Origin of the sequence: Leeuwenhoekiella aestuarii, assembly GCF_004104055.1 — a bacterium.
Classification (GTDB): Bacteria; Bacteroidota; Bacteroidia; order Flavobacteriales; family Flavobacteriaceae; genus Leeuwenhoekiella; species Leeuwenhoekiella aestuarii.
Genome location: NZ_QOVJ01000003.1, coordinates 551,139 through 568,800, shown reverse-complemented (window position 1 = coordinate 568,800; position 17,662 = coordinate 551,139). Strand labels below are relative to the sequence as shown.

The following is a 17,662-nucleotide window of genomic DNA, read 5'->3' as shown; positions in this document are numbered from 1 at the left end:
ATTATATTATGCCTGATTTTTTAAAAAACAGCCTCTTTTTTTTAATGTTTTTTCTCACTGCAAGCTCTTTTGCACAGGAAGGGAAAGAATTAGATATCACCTCAGATATTTCGCAAATAGATGAAGTAAAATATCCGGGAGCTCTGGTGATGTATAAAAATACCAATCAGGTTTACATTCAGCATGAAGGTATAGAAATGTGGTGTGATCTGGCGTTTCATTATAAAAATGAAAATTTCGTCCGCGCCATTGGTAATGTCTGTATGAAACAAGGCGATACCATAAGTATGCGCAGTAACTATGGGGAGTACAACGGTAATACCCAATTTGCCTGGGCATCAGGAGGAGTGAATTTAAAAACACCAACCGCCACTTTAGATACAGATACGCTCTATTTTGACAGAATCAAACAACAAGCCTATTACCGCACCGGCGGAACCCTACGCGATACCGCAAGTGTAATCAACAGTAAAATAGGTAGATATTTTTTAGACCAAGACAAGTATTCGTTTATTCAGGATGTGGTGGTCACCAACCCGGAATATGTTATTGAAAGTGACCAACTCGATTTTTATTCAGAAAGTGGTGTGGCGTACCTCTATGGACCTTCAACCATTACCAGTGAAACTAGCACTGTTTATTGTGAACGGGGTTATTATGATACCCGCAATGATAATGGATATTTTGTGAAAAACTCCCGAATAGATTATGACAATCGTACTGTTTATGGAGACAGTTTGTATTTTGACCGGCCTACCAATTTTGCTTCAGCAACTAATAATATTAAGGTTCTAGATACTGCTAACAATAGTGTCATTAAAGGACATTATGCTGAAGTTTATAAGGATAAGGATTCGGTTTTTATAACCCAAAAAGCTGTTGCAATAACCGTTCAGGATAACGATTCAATTTACATTCACGGAGATCGCCTTGTTGTTACCGGAATTCCGGAAAAACGCATTGTTCGTGGTTACTACAATGTACGCCTTTTTAAAAGTGACCTAAGCGGAAAATCAGATTCTATACACATCAATCAGCAAACCGGATTGACACAAATGATTGGTAAACCTATTCTATGGAGCGGACTCAGCCAAATGACCGGTGATTCTATCCATTTAAAAAGCAATACCAAAACTGAGCAGCTCGATTCACTAAAAGTCTTTGAGAATGCGTTTATGGCACAGCAAGATACCATTCCGCTATTTGATCAGAAGGAAAAGACAGGATTCAATCAAGTAAAAGGAGATGTGCTTTACGGTACATTTCTGGACAATGCATTGCATCAAATAGATATTGTAAAAAACGCTGAGAGTATTAATTATATGCGTGGAGATGATGGTGTTTTACAAGGTATAGACAAAAGTAAATCGGCTTCAATTACCGCAATTTTAGAAGAAAATGAATTAGTTGAAATCACAAAATGGAAACAAGTTGACGGAGAGGTTTACCCGCTTTCAAAATTCCCTATCGAGTCCAGAGAGTTCCCGGGATTGAACTGGCGTGGTGATGAACGTTTGTTGACCAAAGAAGATATCTTTAAAGGAGAGGCTCCGTTTACACTCACTAAAATTGAAGGCATTCCACTACCGGAGATTGATGAAGATTTCTTTGACAATAGTATCCCTGATGAAAAACTCGATATTCCTGAAGCCTCAAAATTAAATCCTTCAGACTTTAAAAACCGGGAAGAAGATGCACCTTCGATAGGTGTCCCTGTTAATGACAAAGCAACGATTCAAGAAGGAACAGATTCCACAAAAACCAAAAAACCTCAATTAAAACAACTACCCAAGCCAAAAGTTAAAGATTCAACAACTACAAATAATGAAGGCTGATTTCCTAAAATATCAAGCACAGACGAGTCCGCATCCTTTAGCAGTTGAAGTATCTCATGCAAAAGGCTCGTATATCTATGACATTTCTGGTAAAAGGTATCTTGATTTTGTAGCAGGTGTTTCAGCTGCAAGTATAGGTCATTGCCATCCAGCAGTTGTTAATGCTATAAAAATGCAAAGCGAAAAGTATTTGCATGTGATGGTTTATGGAGAATATGCTCAAGATCCTGCTGTTCAATTAACTCGTTTATTAGCAGAAAATTTACCCGAACCCTTAGAGCAAACTTATTTAGTAAATAGCGGTACAGAAGCTATAGATGGCGCGATGAAACTGGCGAGAAGAGTTACTGGCAGAAGCGCAATTATCTCAGCCAATCAAGCTTATCACGGTAATACCTTTGGCGCATTAAGTTTAATGAACTATGAAGAGCGTGTGGCTCCTTTTAGACCCGTTGTAGGAGATATTTCGCATATAAACTTCAATAGTTTTGAAGATTTAAATAAAATTACAGAAAATACAGCCGGAGTTGTTTTAGAAACAATTCAAGGCGGAGCAGGATTTATTCAACCCGAACATGGGTGGCTTTCAGCAGTAAAAAAACGCTGTGAAGAAGTAGGTGCACTTTTAATTCTTGATGAAATTCAGCCCGGTTTTGGCCGTACAGGAACATTTTTTGGTTTTCAAAATTATCAGGTAGTTCCAGATATTGTTGTGATGGGTAAAGGTATGGGAGGCGGTATGCCTATTGGCGCTTTTACAGCTTCAAAAGCGCATATGCAACTCTTGTCAAACAACCCAAAAATGGGACACATTACAACCTTTGGAGGTCACCCTGTCATTGCGGCAGCTGCTTTAGCAACAGCAAAAACTATTATAGAAAGTGACCTCATAATGCAAGCATTAGAAAAAGAGAAATTATTTAGAAGCTTACTTAAACATAAGCTAATTACCGAAGTTCGCGGAAAAGGTCTGATGCTGGTTGCTATTACCCCTTCAGCAGAAATAACTACTGAAGCAATTTTAATGGCTCAAGAAGAAGGCTTAATTTTATTTTGGTTACTTTTTGAAACCCGCGCAATACGCATCACTCCCCCTCTAACAATCTCTGATAAAGAGATAAAAGAGGGCTGTGAGACCTTGCTTAAGGTTTTAGATAAAATTGCGACTAATATGGCATAATTGCATTTTTGGGCGTAATTGTTGATTACTTTGTTAACAACAATATAAAAAGCACAGCTGTCTGCCTGCTATCCTTTTTAAATTTATAAAGGCAGAAATTTTTTAAAAGCAACGTGTATGAAATTTAATCAAGAACACGAAGAAGATAATTTCCCGCTCACCCGTTTTGAATCTATGTTAAAGACTAATGATGTCCTTTTCTTCGATTCGGATGACTTTGAGAATATTGTTAATCATTATTTAGAGAACGGCAAGATTGCTTTAGCAAAAAAAGCCGTTAAACTGGGGCTAGACCAGCATCCTTCCTCTTCCAATTTGAAGCTTTTTAAGATTGAAATTTTAATCTTTGAGAACAAATTAGAAGAAGCAGATCGTCTTTTAGCCGAATTATATGAATTAGAGCCTCAAAACGAGGAAGTCTATATTCAAAAGGCAAACATCTACTCTAAACAAGATGACCACACTAAAGCCATTGAGCTGCTTGAAATCGCATTAGAACTTACCGATGCTGATGCAGATATCTATTCTTTGATAGGGATGGAATATTTGTTTATGGATGACTTTCAGAATGCGAAGTTCAATTTTATGAAATGTCTAGAGGTTGATGAAGATGATTATTCAGCACTATATAATGTGATTTATTGCTTCGACTTTTTAGAACAACACGAGGAAGCGATAGATTACCTCAATATGTTTTTAGATAAAAATCCGTATTGTGAAGTTGCTTGGCATCAGGTGGGTAAGCAATATTTTGATCTAAAAAAATATAAGAAAGCTTTAGCAGCTTATGATTTTGCAATCATAAGTGACGATACATTTATTGGTGCTTATTTTGAAAAAGGTAAGGTACTTGAAAAATTAGGTCGGTATAATGAAGCAATAGAAAATTACCAGATCACATTAGGTCTTGACGATCCTACCTCTTTTGCTTATTTAAGAATGGGTAAATGTTACCAGAAATTGCATTGTGATGATCTTGCCATCACCTACTTTTTAAAAACAGTAAAAGAAGATCCACTTTTAGACAAGGGCTGGATTGCGATTACTGATTATTATACTAAAAAGATGGACTATCAAAATGCGCTTTATTATATCAATAAAGCCATAAATATTGATGGAGATAATGTTTTATACTGGAAACGCTATGCTAAAATAAACAACCGCTTAAAGTTTTATGAAGAAGCAGAACGCGGGTACAGCAAAACCTTAGAGTTGGGTAATTATGAGCTAGAAACCTGGCTAACACGTTGTGACATTTTAATTAACCTTGGTGAGTTAGAATCAGCAATTACAAATTTATTTGAAGCGCTTGAATTCTACCCGGAATCTGTACAAATAGAATTTAGGTTAACTGGTTTATTCTTTACACAAGGTCAGGATGATAAAGGTCATTTTCATTTAGAAAATGCACTGCGATTAGAACCTGATTATGATATAATTTTAGAAGAGTTATTTCCTTTTGTTTACGCAAAACGCTCTGTAGTTCAAAAAATACAAAAGGCTAAAAAGAGCTAAATCAACTTCTATTTAAAATGAGTTTAAAAGAGACTGTAAAAGCAGTCTCTTTTTGTTTTCTTACGAGTTTGAACTCCCAAGATTATAGATTTGTTTCTTACATTTGAAACCTAACCAAAATCAGCCAATGTCTGAAAGAAGATCACTTGCAAATTACGCACTCGTTACTTTAAAAGGTTTAGCAATGGGAGCTGCTGATGTGGTTCCCGGAGTGTCTGGAGGAACCATCGCTTTTATCGCCGGTATTTATGAAGAACTTATTGCTACAATAGATAAATTAGACATTGCGCTATTTAAAGTCTGGAAGAAAGACGGATTCAGTACGATGATAGAATCGTACAATCTTAAGTTTCTGGGAGCTTTATTTTTAGGTATAGGTCTTAGTATTTTGTCTCTTGCAAAACTCATTACTTTTCTTTTAGACGAGCATCCGCTTTTACTTTGGGGATTTTTTTTCGGTCTTATAATCGCTAGTATCGTTTACGTAGGAGGTCAAATTAAAAGTTGGAATTTTGGCGTTATTCTCGCTGGAGTTATTGGTATTATCATTTCTTATTTTATCACAATCGCAGAACCTTTGAGTACAGGCGCAAGTTATTGGTTTATATTTTTGTCAGGTTTTGTTGCAATCATAGCTATGATACTTCCGGGAATATCAGGGTCTTTTATATTACTACTTTTAGGTTCTTACAGTATTGTTTTAGGTACCGTACGTAATTTTGTAGATGCCTTGCTAGCTTTTGATTTTTCAGCATTAAAAGATGCAGCTATTAAGTTGATGCTATTTATGTTAGGTTGTGTTTTAGGTCTTAAAGTATTCTCTAAGGTATTGACCTATCTTTTTAAGAATTACCAGAACCTAACGCTGGCACTACTTACTGGTTTTATGATAGGGGCACTCAATAAAGTTTGGCCCTGGAAAGAAGTCTTAAGCTTCCGAACCAATTCTGAAGGGCATCAGGTTCCGCTTTTAGAAAAGAGTATTTTGCCACAAAATTTTGATGGAGATCCAAAAATCATTTTAGTTATCGTTTTGGCAGTGATAGGCTTTTTGACTATTTTCCTACTTGAACGCTTCGCGAATTCTAAGCAAAAAAATGGAATCTAAACCCCGCTCCTTTTCAGATAAAATCTGGCTGGTGCTTAAAGGTCTCGCAATGGGCGCGGCCAATAAAGTACCAGGTGTGTCTGGTGGCGTGGTTGCTTATGTAGCAGGATTTTATGAAGAGTTTATATACTCACTACAAAAGGTTAATAAAAATGCATTTAAGCTGCTTATAAGTGGCAGGTTTAGAAGTTTTACCCGCTATGTGAATGGTAGGTTCTTATTCCTTTTAATTCTGGGAATGATAATTAGCTACTTTAGTGTTTCAAAACTCCTGGATATCGCTATTGTTCACTTTCCGCTTTATGTGTGGAGTGCTTTTTTTGGGATGATCATTGGCAGTATTTACTATATCGCAAAAGACTTTAGCGACTGGTCACAAAGAAATATCGTCATTCTTGCTTTAGGTATTATCAGCGGTATAGGAATAAGTCTGCTAGAACCCGCAACACAAAACGATAATCTTATTTTTGTTTTTTTCTGCGGAATAATTGGTGTTTCTGGGATGACACTTCCGGGACTATCGGGTTCGTTTATATTAATCCTCTTGGGTAATTATGTATTACTTCTTGTAGATTCGGTAAATGCGCTTTATGATACACTTTCAGATTTATTTCAGGCTGACTTCTCATTCATCAACGATCCTCATAGAATACGTTTACTTAAAGTCATGCTTGTTTTCACATTGGGATCGGTTACTGGTCTAGTAACCTTATCTAATTTTTTAGGCTATCTGCTTAAACGCTATAAAAACCAAACCAATGCTGCAATTATAGGTTTTATAACCGGTTCACTGGGTGTGGTCTGGCCATGGAAAACACCTGTATTTGAGCGTAATAGTTTAGGCGAAATTAACTACGACCGGGTAGGTGATCCTATACTCACCAATTACGACCGGTTCTGGCCAGAAAGTTTTTCCACAGAAAACAGTTTAGCCACTGTATTTATTGTTTTAGGGATTTTAAGCGTGGTTGCTTTAGGCAAATACGGGAAAAAAACCCGTGCATAATTGCTTTGTAAGTCGCACTTTTACTTCTTAATTAAATGTTTAACTGAACTAAACCACTTTTTCAACACTTCCCTAAATTATGATTAAGCTAGGACTGATAGGAAAAAATATAGAATACTCATTTTCTCGAAAATATTTTACCGAAAAGTTTAAGAACGAATCAATTGAAGGCTCTTATGTAAACTTTGACTGCGCGAACAAAAAAGATGTCGCAAAATTACTGAAAGAACAAAATGATTGTTTAGGTTTTAATGTCACCATCCCCTACAAACAAGATGTTATGCCGCTTTTAGATGAACTCAACAAACATGCGAGTTCTATAGGAGCAATTAATACGATAAAACGCTTACCTAGCGGCAAGTTGAAGGGTTTCAATACAGATTACATCGGTTTTAGAAAATCGTTAAAGCCTTTTTTAGCACGTCAAACACATACAAATGCACTTATTTTAGGTACAGGTGGAGCATCTAAAGCAATTGCTTATGCTTTAGAATTAGAAGATATTTCTTTCAAATTCGTTTCTCGCAATCCTAAAAAAGGTCAACTATCCTATGATGAGATTAATGGAGCTGTTTTAGCAAAACATACTTTAGTAATAAACACTACACCTTTAGGCACCTTCCCTAATGTAACTGACTGCCCTAAAATACCTTACCGCTTACTCACACGCGGTCACCTACTCTATGATCTGGTCTACAACCCCGAAGAAACTCAATTTTTAAAGAACGGAAAACTTCACGGAGCGACAATTTCTAACGGATATGAAATGCTAAAACTACAGGCCGAGGCCGCCTGGACTATCTGGAACTAAAACGCCTTATTTCTTACAGCTCTTGTTAATTGCTCAGTTAATAGTATCTTTAACTACTTAATAACGCACCATAACATTGAAAGAAATGTCCGAAGAAAATAAAGCATCTAAAATTGATAATAAACCAGAAGAAACTGTAGAAAACCCTCAACTAAAGGAAACCAAAAAAACTGCAGAAAGTACTCCGGTTAGTCAGGATCAGGAAGAAGTACAAGAAAATGAACTCACAACAGAATCTATTGACGTAATTCAAAATGCAAAGACAGATGATAGTGATGATGATGACTTTATTGAAGAAGATACAGATGAAGAAGATGATGCTGACCCAGCTGATCTAGATGCTGCTTTAAATGAAGATAGCGAAGATGAGAGCACTGCAGAGCGCCATAGCATTCCTAAGAAAGAATATGAAACGCTGAGCAAAGAAGATCTTATCAAAGAGCTCAAAAATCTTTTAAGCAATCATAAAGTACAGGCGATCAAAGAACATGTTACTGAAATACGTGCTGCATTTATCGCCAAGTTTGAAGAAGAACAGGAAGAAGCTAAAGAAAAATTCTTAGAAGATGGAGGTAATATTATCGACTTTAGATATTACAGTCCTTTAAAGAAAGAATTCAATTCGCTTTATTTTGAATACCGAGACAAACGCAACCATTACTACCAGAATCTCAGAAAAGATCTCAATGCAAATCTCGAAACTCGTAATGCACTTATTGAAGAATTAAAAGAACTTAAGAACGAGTTAGGTGGTGAAGAAAGCATCAATGCAACTTTTGACAAGTTTAAAGATATTCAAGATCGCTGGCGCAATTCAGGTAATATTCCACGAGATCGCTATAATTTAGTATGGAATAATTATCACCATCACATTGAGAATTTCTACGATTTCTTGCATCTGAACCGGGAATTTAGAGACAAAGATTTTAAAGAAAATCTTGATAAAAAACTGAAACTCATCGAGCAGGCAGAAGAGCTTGCTCAGGAATCTGATGTGAACAGAGCTTTTAAAGAGTTGCAAATGCTTCACAAGATCTGGAAAGAAGAAGTAGGTCCCGTATCACGAGAATATCGTGAAGAGATCTGGGAGAAGTTCAGCGCTGCAACACACAACATTCATGAATCACGTCAAGAATATTTCAAAAATATAGATAAGGTTTACGAGCAAAATCTTGAAGAAAAAGAAAAAGTGATTGCAGCTATAGAGAAAATTGCTGCAAACCCTGCTACTTCTCACAATGGCTGGCAAAAGCAAATGAAAGAAGTAAATGCATTACGCGAGAACTTCTTTAAAATAGGAAAAGTGCCACGCAAAGCAAACGAGCCTACATGGAAAAGCTTTAAGCAGGCTACTCGTGAATTCAATCACAATAAAAATGGTTTTTATAAAAACCAGAAAAAAGAACAATACGAGAATCTTCAGAAAAAGATGGAACTCGTACAGATCGCTGAAGACAATAAAGACAATGAAGACGTAAAAGTCACTATTGATCTTATGAAGCGTATTCAGTCTGATTGGAAGAAAATTGGTCACGTTCCTCGCAAAGACAGCGATAAGGTCTGGAAACGCTTTAAGAAAGCTTGTAATCATTTCTTTGACCGTCTTCACGCTGAGAAAAAAGAAGTTCTTGAAGAAGAAAAAGGTAATCTTGAAGAAAAGGTAGCGCTCCTAGATAAAGTAAAAACTATTGAGCTTACTGGTAAACACGAAGATGATTTAAAAACGATCAAGGAGCTTATAAAAGAATGGAAAGATACCGGTCGTGTTCCACATTCTAAAAAGAGTATTGAGCAAGATTTTAATAAGGTTTTAGACGGGTTGTTTAAAAAACTAGACCTTACCCGCAAAGAATCTGAATTGATCAAATACGACAATCGTGTGGCTGCAATGGCAGATGAAGATAACAATCAGGCTTTAAACAAAGAGCGTTACTTTATCACTAAGAAAATTGACGAGGTAAAAGCAGAAATCAATCAACTTGAAAATAACCTAGGCTTTTTTCAGCATGTACCAGATGATAACCCCATGGTTAAGGAAGTACATAAAAATATAGCCGAACACAAGAAAACTCTAGAGATCTGGAAGGCTAAATTGAAGAAATTAAAATCATTGTATTAATACTTAAACTATGCTGTGCCCACTTTGTAACAGTACGGCCGCTTATTTTAAAACATATAATGATAGATTATATAACAGATGCACCTCGTGTGCATCTGTTTTTTTAGATACACGTGACTTACCACATCCTCTCGACGAAAAGCACCGCTATGATCTTCACGAAAACACACTACAAAATATAGGGTACGTAGATTTCCTTTCTCCTTTGATTCAAGCTGTAATTGAGCAAGAAAGCATTTCTAAAATAGGTTTAGACTACGGAAGCGGTCCCAACCCGGTGCTCTCTAAAATTTTAGAAAGCAAAGGATACTCTGTATTTCAATACGACACTTTTTATTGTAAAAAGGAGGATAATTTAAATCAAAAATATGATTTCATTATCTGCTGTGAAGTCATAGAACACTTTCATAATCCTGCTGAAGAATTCAAACGTTTAAAATCACTTTTAAAAGTAAACGGAAGCATCTATTGTAAAACTGGTTTGCTTGATAAGACTATAAACTTTGAGAACTGGTCTTATAAAAACGACTTTACCCATAGCTTCTTCTACACTAAAAAAGCATTAAACTACATTAAAAACTTTTTAGACTTTTCAAATCTAATAATACACGAAGATTTATTTATTTTAAAAGCATAAAAAAAAGCGCAGCTTGCGCTGCGCTTTCTATCTAAAACTAATGTTTTATTAATTAGTCCTTATATAAGTATAAAGAAGATACACCAGATAGCACAGCACTTGAAGTTGGGGCTACATTACCTCCGTTTGAAGAAGATACATTTCCATAAACATTTATCTTACCACCACCATTAGCAAGTTCTGCAATGTATACAGCATCTGTTTCGGCGTCATAAACTACATTTACAGGGTTACCTAGTAACGTTGCGTCACCAGCAAAGCGGATTTGATCTTCAACTGCTAAAGTTCCGCCATTTTCAACAGCATCAAATTTAGAATCAAAGTTTGTGATCACGTGAAAGCCACCGTCTGTATCAAAATCTCCTCCAGAAGCTGCAGCAATATCAGTCATAATCATAGTATCACCATCGAAATCTAAACCATGTGTACGTACGATACCTTCTACAGTGATACGCTTAGTAGGTGCTACTGTTGCGTCTGTCATATTGCTAGACGTAAAATTTGTAAAGACCGCAAGATCACTGCTACTATCAACTACAGCATATAAATCATTACCTACAAATTCAATTCCCCATACTGCAAATTCAACTGTTACTGTGTTTCTTAGGGTAAATGAAGTTCCATCCTTTTCAAAAACGAAAAAGCGTCCATTATCATTTGCATTATCAGAAACTACATAAATATTACCATTAACGGTAAGATCACGAGGACTTTGCAAAGCTGCAGGACTTGAGAAATCTACAGTAAGATCAAGACTTGCATCTATCAGATCACTAATACTCAAATACGTCTGTAAAGAGGTTTGAGTTGCACCACGAGCAGCAATGGTAAAACTATCATCATCTGGAGAATAATAAATACCTTCTGCATCAGTTGCTTCTGTAGAATAAGTAGTTATTCCACCACGTAATAAATCATATTTAGTTACACTACCGTCTGTATGACTTGTAGCATAAAGATCTGCAGTGCCGTCAACAATTACAGTTGAGTCATCGTCATCATCACTACAAGATGTTAATGCAAAAAGGCCAATTGCCCCCAAATAAAGAAATTTTGAAATGTTCATAAATTGAAAATTTTAGTTTATTATTTTGTTCACTCAAATAAACGCAAATGTTCAACACATAATTTTAAACGTTTTCTTAATGAAAATCCTACAATTCTTTATTATTATGAAAATCAGATTGTTAAAATCATTTAATTCTTAATTTTAACTCAGGTTTAGTAGAAGATTAGCATATTTTAATATATTGAAAAAGCCTTTGATGTTTAATTATTTAAGAATTTTCTGGAATTTTACCTTCTACTCCTTTGAAAAAATCAATTAAAGAAGCTAAATCTGCTTCACTATTTCCTGTAGGGTAGAATAAATTACCTATACGATGCTCTTTTTTTCCGAAATCCATAGTAATGGGAAGAATAGGCACTCCTGCTTTTAGAGCTATATAATAGAACCCTGTTTTCCATTTTTCTACCTTTTTGCGTGTTCCTTCAGGAGAGAGTGCTAGACGGAATATATCATGTTCCTGAAACATTTCAGCAATTCGATCTACTTTATTCTGCTTGTTGAAACGATCTAGTGGTATGCCTCCCACTTTTCTAAAATACCAGCCAAATGGCCATTTAAAAAGTTCTTTCTTTCCTAAAAAATTAATTTGAACTCCAATAATGCTTCTAAAAAGTAAACCCATATAGAAGTCGTGCCAACTGGTATGTGGCACTGCAATTACCACCATTTTCTTTACCTCCTCAGGAAATCGGCCACGTATTGACCAGTCTAAGGATTTATAGATGATTTTTGCAATAGAACGCATCAAGACCGCCGTTGTTTTTTAATAATTAGACGAGCTTCCTCAAGATCTTGAGGAGTATCTATGCCAATTGCAGGTGAATCTGAATACACCATTTTAATACGCTTACCATATTCTAAATAGCGAATAGCTTCTATTTTTTCAGCAGCTTCAAGTCCGCGCATAGGTAATTTTGCAAAATCAAGTACTGCTTGTTTCCTAAATGCGTAAATACCTTTATGCTTATAATATGTTATATCAATATCTTGATCTCTAGGAAACGGTATTGGCGCTCTTGAAAAGTATAAGGCAAAATTTGCTTCATCAACAATCACCTTCACATTATTTGGGTTTTCAATCTCTGCTTTTACCATAATTGGAGTCATTAATGAAGCTAAATCAATAGCCTCTGCACCGTTCTCATAAAATACCTGAAGTACATTACGCATATCATCTTCGTTGGTAAATGGCTCATCCCCTTGTACATTTACAACAATATCTATGTCAAGATCTGCAACAGCTTCTGCAATGCGATCACTGCCGCAACTGTGCTCTTTTTGACTCATAATAACCTCACCACCTGCAGCTTTAACTGTATTGTAAATAAGGTCGCTATCTGTGACTACATAAACGTTATCAAATAACTGAGTTTTTAACGCAGCCTCATAAGTACGTATGATGACTGGTTTACCTTGTAAATCTTGCATTAATTTTCCGGGAAAACGAGAAGCCTCATATCGAGCCGGAATCATTGCTATAGTTTTTAACTTATGAGTCATTAGTGCTTTAATTTATGTTCTGTTTCAGTTTTCGTTTTTTGAACCATTTAATAATTCGGTAACCCAAATAGAAGACCAAAAACGCTGCAAGAATAGGAATAAAAATAGCAAGTATAGAAAGTATGGTAGAAACTATCGCTTCAAGAGTTGAAAAAATAGGATTTGCAAAACCTAGTGTTGTCGTTGATGATGCTGCTCTCACAGTTGCGGTAGATCCTGCTATAAGACCGGCAGTACCACCACCCCCTATTATTGCAAGAGACCATGACACCCAAGGCTCAAAATCACCTAAAGTGACCAAAAACAAAATCGTACCTGCAAAACTTGCTAGCGGTATAGAAATAGTATCTAATGCATTATCAAACCAAGGTATATAATATGCCAGAATTTCAAAAACTGAAGCAACCCCTAAGAGGATCAGAGTTTGCAAACTGCCTAACCACGCCCAACCTTCGGTGAGATCTAGAACTTCAAAATAGGCAGCTAAGCTCAATGCTAGTAGCGGTAAAAACACTCTAAAACCGGCTGCAGCAGCCAGACCAATTCCTAAGCAAATACTGAAAAAGATTTCCATTATTCTTAATTTTCGATAAACATATCGTCTTTAAAACCTATAAGATACAGCTTTTTACGAGCTCTTGTAATTGCAGTATATAGCCAGCGTAGATAATCTTTATCCATCCCATTAGGCAAATAGGGTTGCTCTACCATAATAGTTTCCCATTGCCCACCTTGTGATTTATGACAAGTTATGGCGTATGAGAATTTAACCTGTAGTGCATTAAAGAATTTATTGTTCTTAACCTTCATAAACTTTTTATACTTTGAAGTCTCATCTGCATAATCTTTCATTACTTCCTGATACAGCTGATTAGACTCCTCATAAGATAAAGAAGGTGTTTCAGAGGTAAGGGTATCTAATAATAAAACCGTTTCAAAAGGTGCCAGATTGGGATAGTCTGTCATTTGAATTTTCACTTCCGCAAAGCGGAAACCATACAATTCTTTAATACTGAAAATTTCAAGAATTTCTACAATATCACCATTAGCTATAAAGCCTGCCTCACTTTTTGTATCCAGCCAGAAATAATTATTTTTCACAACCATAAAATAGTCACCGGCACTCACTTCTTCTTCTTTAAAAAGAATTCTTGAGCGTATCTGCTGGTTGTAGAGATTGGCACGTTTGTTAGAGCGAACAATTATAGCAGTACCTTCATTCCCATATTCTTGATAAGAATCGCTAAGAGAATCCATAATCTCGTTACCATCTATTAACCGCACCACATCATCCTGATTACTCAGATCAAACTTGAAATCCTCATAAAGTTCATCATTCAAAAACTCTCGTATTCGGGTTGCATTTTTGAGAATACCACTGGTTTCAGCTTGTCGCATTACTTCATCCAACTCAATACTCTTAACGGTTTTATCAAACTGCAACTCCAAATTACGTTCGTCAAGGGCAGGACTAATGTCCATCTTAACAGGAGGCAACTGCGCCTGATCACCTATCAATAAAAGTTTACAATTGTTCCCGCTATATACATAAGACATTAAATCATCTAACAAAGAACCGTTTTCAAAAAGTTTAGACTCGGCTGCATTATCTGATATCATTGATGCTTCGTCAACAATAAAAATGGTATTGCGATGTTTGTTGCGCTGTAAAGTGAAAGAAACACCTCCTCCACTTTGCTTTTTAGGATAATATATTATTCTATGAATGGTATGCGCCGGTTTATCGCTGTAGTTTGAGATGACTTTTGCAGCCCTTCCTGTGGGTGCTAATTGTACGGAAGACATTTTAATTTTCCACAAGTTTTTAACAATTGTCCCTATAACAGTTGTTTTACCTGTACCTGCATAACCTTTTAAAAGGTAAATAGAATTATTTTTGGGCTCAAATAAAAAACCGCTAAGTTGCTGTAAAAGAATATCTTGTTTCTGAGTAGGGCTATGCGGAAAATCTTTAAGTAAAAGTTTATAAAATGCGTGCTGGTCCAGCTCCATAAATAATTGTTGAATGTGTAAAGATACTAATGAATTTAAGGGGATATCCTTTAACGATTAAAAAAAAATTGTAGATTTGCTTATAACCTTAATTAAAATCTAAAAACCACACATCGAATGAAAATAGTAATTCAGTTAGTACTTTGGGTTGTCATCGGAGTATTAGGATATTTGCTTTTTGACGCTGTTTACGGCGAAGTAAAATTTAATGATCTTAAAGTTGTACGTTACCAGAAAGCCGTTGATAAACTTATTGATATTCAAAAAGGTCAAATGGCATACAAGCAAATCAATGGAAAGTTTGCTAACAACTTTGACGAATTAGTTAAATTCATCGATACTGCTGAGTTTACGCTTACTGAGCGTCGCGATACCTTAGTTCTTGATGAAGAAGCTACACGTCGTTACCGAGTAGATACAAACAAAGAAATTACTATTATTGATACATTAGGATACACACCTGTACGTGATTCACTTTATCAAGGTACTGATCGTTATAAAACGATGATGAATGTTCCAGGTACAGATAAGCAATTTGAAATGGAAGCCGGTACTATTCTCAAAAGTGATATGCCTATCCCTGTATTTGAAGCAAAAGTTTCAAAAGATGTTTTATTATATGACCAGCCAAAAGACTATGTAAATAAAGAAAAGCAAGTTCTTTCTGTAGATGGTGTTAATGGTGCATATCTTTCTGTAGGTTCTATGGATAAAGTTAGTACAGCAGGAAACTGGCCACAGAGTTACGGGGACAATGACGAATAACAATCTGGTAAAACCAGAAAATCTTATAGTATCCATCCAAGTTAGCTTGGATGGATTTTCTTTTTATATAAAAGATTTTGTTTCAGATACTCTTGTAGATAGTCAAGAGCATTTTTTTGAAAACTCAAGTACTCCTCAAAAGTCTTTAGAAAGGATTCAAAATGTGTTTAGCGCTACTCCTTCGCTCAATAAAGTATTTAAAGAAGTCGTTGTGGTTTATGCAAATGAACTTTTTGCAATGGTTCCTAAAGTATTATTTAATGAGCAGAATCTCACAGATTACCTCAAATTCAATACAAAAATCTTAAAGACAGATTTTATAGTTTATGATGAGATTGAAGAATTGAACCTTATCAATGTTTATGTTCCCTATGCGAACATTAATAATTTCTTTTTTGATCATTTTGGTACGTTTACCTACTATCATAGTCAGTCAATTCTAATAAAAAATATACTTAACCAAACGCGTACTAAAGACAGTCCTGAAGTTTTTATTCAGGTTAGTCCACAGGCCATTGATTTAGTTTGTTATCAGGGTCAAAAACTTTTACTTAACAACCATTTTAAATATGAGACCCCAGAAGATTTTGTGTATTATATTCTCTTTTGTTTTGAGCAAATACAACTCAATACCGAAACAACAAAGCTTTGGTTAAATGGTACTATAACTGAAGAAGATGCCACTTACAAGCTCATTTACGAATATGTAAGAGATATCGAGTTTTATTCTTCTGAAAGTAACAGTATCCTTAAAAATTCATTTTTACAATACGATTTAAGTTTATGAGAATTATCAGCGGAAGCCTAAAAGGAAGGCGCATTACAGCACCAAAAAAATTACCGGTACGCCCTACTACAGATATGGCTAAAGAAGCGCTGTTTAATATTCTTAGAAACAGATATAGCCTAACCAGAATATACGTTCTAGACTTATTTTCTGGTACAGGTAATATAAGTTATGAGTTTGCTTCTCGTGGCGCTGAATCAGTAACTGCGGTAGATACGCACGCGGGATGTACAAAATTTATAGACCAAACTGCAACTGATTTAGAACTGAATATTACTACCATAAAATCTGATGTTTATAGCTATCTGTCTCGTGCCGGCGGTCAATATGACGTGATATTTGCTGACCCTCCTTATGATTTTGATACAGCTGAATTTCTAAAAATTGTAGATCTTGTTTTTGAAAATGATTTACTTCTTGCTGATGGATGCCTTGTAATCGAGCATAGTAAACATACAGATCTAAATGAACACGCCAACTTCACCGAAATAAGAAAATATGGCGGAAGCGCTTTTAGTTTTTTTAACGCATAATTAACTCTAATCACCTGACTTTTAGATACTTTTGCTACTCAAAACAAACCCAACTTGAATTCAATTAAAACACAAAAGCTTAGCTTTTGTATTTTGACCTTTTACCCAAATTTTGTTATTTCTGAAATAAATGAAGGCATTAGTCTGAATGCAAAACAAATCGCTGAAGCCCACGAGACTATTACAAATTTCTTCGGAGAAGGCACTTATTACGGATATATATCATTGAGGGTAAACGATTATAACGTTAACCCTACAGATTATTTAACCTGTAAATTTTATAAATACATAACCGGGATGGCCGTAGTAAGCGATCAATCATTAAAACGAGAAACCGCAAATTTTGAAAAGGCATTCTTTAAAAAACCACTTGAAGTATTTTTTACTTTAGAAGAAGCTATATATTGGATTAATAATTCGCTCAATAAAAAGTTAAATAAAAAAGCAGACCTGTAAGCCGGATTCTGTTCTTACTGCACGCAGTAATACCTTATCATTTATCTAGACAAATAATTACTTATTTGCTCAATCTGTCTACCCTCCGGCATCGCACGAGACGCACTTAATTGCCGGTATACATGACATTGCACCGCATAGAGTTTACCTGGTTTCACTACAGCATTATCTGTACATTCTTTCTGTTGCACTGGTCCTGACCGTAATATGCATTATGGCCGACGGCCGTTAGCCGCTATGCTTCCCTATAGTGTCCGGACTTTCCTCTTTTTTTAAAAACAAGTTTTAATAAAAGCGATAAGGCGGTCTGCTTGCCGCAAAAATACAC

Annotated in this window: 16 protein-coding genes and 1 other RNA gene; 11 read left to right on the top strand and 6 right to left on the bottom strand. The window is 35.6% G+C overall.

The window, feature by feature from the left end; genetic code table 11:
* The first annotated feature begins 8 nt into the window (after nucleotides 1-8).
* The 8 genes from DSM03_RS11375 (at nucleotide 9) to DSM03_RS11340 (ending at nucleotide 10,211) form a co-directional block, all read left to right on the top strand.
* Nucleotides 9-1,835 (top strand): OstA-like protein, encoded by a 1,827-nt coding sequence (locus tag DSM03_RS11375; RefSeq protein WP_128760636.1) that lies wholly within the window; start codon nucleotides 9-11, stop codon nucleotides 1,833-1,835.
* Nucleotides 1,825-3,015 carry an aspartate aminotransferase family protein gene (locus tag DSM03_RS11370; protein ID WP_128760635.1) on the top strand — a complete coding sequence of 397 codons (1,191 nt, stop codon included), beginning with the start codon at nucleotides 1,825-1,827 and terminating at the stop codon, nucleotides 3,013-3,015. The genes DSM03_RS11375 and DSM03_RS11370 overlap by 11 nt, the downstream gene beginning before the upstream one ends.
* A gap of 117 nt (nucleotides 3,016-3,132) precedes the next feature.
* The gene (locus tag DSM03_RS11365; protein ID WP_128760634.1) at nucleotides 3,133-4,530 is read left to right on the top strand and encodes a tetratricopeptide repeat protein; all 1,398 of its coding nucleotides are present in this window, start codon (nucleotides 3,133-3,135) and stop codon (nucleotides 4,528-4,530) included.
* A 127-nt stretch (nucleotides 4,531-4,657) separates the two neighbouring features.
* On the top strand, nucleotides 4,658-5,638 hold the full coding sequence (locus DSM03_RS11360; protein WP_128760633.1) for a DUF368 domain-containing protein: 981 nt from the start codon (nucleotides 4,658-4,660) through the stop codon (nucleotides 5,636-5,638).
* On the top strand, nucleotides 5,628-6,644 hold the full coding sequence (locus DSM03_RS11355) for a DUF368 domain-containing protein (protein WP_128760632.1): 1,017 nt from the start codon (nucleotides 5,628-5,630) through the stop codon (nucleotides 6,642-6,644). The genes DSM03_RS11360 and DSM03_RS11355 overlap by 11 nt, the downstream gene beginning before the upstream one ends.
* A 79-nt stretch (nucleotides 6,645-6,723) precedes the next feature.
* Nucleotides 6,724-7,455 carry a shikimate dehydrogenase family protein gene (locus DSM03_RS11350; RefSeq protein ID WP_128760631.1) on the top strand — a complete coding sequence of 244 codons (732 nt, stop codon included), beginning with the start codon at nucleotides 6,724-6,726 and terminating at the stop codon, nucleotides 7,453-7,455.
* A gap of 85 nt (nucleotides 7,456-7,540) precedes the next feature.
* Nucleotides 7,541-9,574 (top strand): DUF349 domain-containing protein, encoded by a 2,034-nt coding sequence (locus DSM03_RS11345; protein ID WP_128760630.1) that lies wholly within the window; start codon nucleotides 7,541-7,543, stop codon nucleotides 9,572-9,574.
* Between the two features lie 10 nt (nucleotides 9,575-9,584).
* A complete protein-coding gene (locus tag DSM03_RS11340; protein ID WP_128760629.1) occupies nucleotides 9,585-10,211 on the top strand; it encodes a class I SAM-dependent methyltransferase in 627 nt (208 codons plus the stop codon).
* A gap of 52 nt (nucleotides 10,212-10,263) precedes the next feature.
* Here the strand turns inward: DSM03_RS11340 and DSM03_RS11335 are convergent, their stop codons facing one another.
* The 5 genes from DSM03_RS11335 to DSM03_RS11315 all read right to left on the bottom strand — a co-directional run bounded on the left by DSM03_RS11335 (nucleotide 10,264) and on the right by DSM03_RS11315 (nucleotide 14,793).
* A complete protein-coding gene (locus tag DSM03_RS11335) occupies nucleotides 10,264-11,277 on the bottom strand; it encodes a hypothetical protein (RefSeq protein ID WP_128760628.1) in 1,014 nt (337 codons plus the stop codon).
* Between the two features lie 211 nt (nucleotides 11,278-11,488).
* Complete coding sequence (locus DSM03_RS11330) at nucleotides 11,489-12,025, bottom strand: 1-acyl-sn-glycerol-3-phosphate acyltransferase (RefSeq protein WP_128760627.1); 537 nt, start codon at nucleotides 12,023-12,025, stop codon at nucleotides 11,489-11,491.
* Nucleotides 12,025-12,780 carry a 3-deoxy-manno-octulosonate cytidylyltransferase gene (gene kdsB / locus DSM03_RS11325; RefSeq protein ID WP_128760626.1) on the bottom strand — a complete coding sequence of 252 codons (756 nt, stop codon included), beginning with the start codon at nucleotides 12,778-12,780 and terminating at the stop codon, nucleotides 12,025-12,027. The genes DSM03_RS11330 and kdsB overlap by 1 nt, the downstream gene beginning before the upstream one ends.
* Nucleotides 12,781-12,787: 7 nt before the next feature.
* Entirely contained in the window at nucleotides 12,788-13,354 is a 567-nt protein-coding gene (locus tag DSM03_RS11320; protein WP_128760625.1) for a DUF4126 domain-containing protein, read from the bottom strand.
* 5 nt (nucleotides 13,355-13,359) lie between these two features.
* On the bottom strand, nucleotides 13,360-14,793 hold the full coding sequence (locus tag DSM03_RS11315; protein ID WP_128760624.1) for an ATP-dependent DNA helicase: 1,434 nt from the start codon (nucleotides 14,791-14,793) through the stop codon (nucleotides 13,360-13,362).
* Nucleotides 14,794-14,910: 117 nt separating this feature from the next.
* Between DSM03_RS11315 and DSM03_RS11310 the strand changes: the two genes are divergently transcribed.
* From DSM03_RS11310 to DSM03_RS11300, 3 genes are read left to right on the top strand one after another with little or no spacing between them, the layout of a single operon-like run.
* The gene (locus tag DSM03_RS11310) at nucleotides 14,911-15,558 is read left to right on the top strand and encodes a hypothetical protein (RefSeq protein ID WP_128760623.1); all 648 of its coding nucleotides are present in this window, start codon (nucleotides 14,911-14,913) and stop codon (nucleotides 15,556-15,558) included.
* Nucleotides 15,548-16,345, top strand: a complete 798-nt coding sequence (locus DSM03_RS11305; RefSeq protein ID WP_128760622.1) for a DUF3822 family protein — start codon at nucleotides 15,548-15,550, stop codon at nucleotides 16,343-16,345. Before DSM03_RS11310 ends, DSM03_RS11305 begins: the two co-directional genes overlap by 11 nt.
* On the top strand, nucleotides 16,342-16,878 hold the full coding sequence (locus tag DSM03_RS11300) for an RsmD family RNA methyltransferase (protein ID WP_128760621.1): 537 nt from the start codon (nucleotides 16,342-16,344) through the stop codon (nucleotides 16,876-16,878). Before DSM03_RS11305 ends, DSM03_RS11300 begins: the two co-directional genes overlap by 4 nt.
* Before the next feature lie 437 nt (nucleotides 16,879-17,315).
* On the opposite strand, the gene rnpB is transcribed toward DSM03_RS11300, so the two are convergent.
* Nucleotides 17,316-17,648, bottom strand: an RNA gene (gene rnpB / locus DSM03_RS11295) — RNase P RNA component class A.
* Nucleotides 17,649-17,662: the final 14 nt, after the last annotated feature.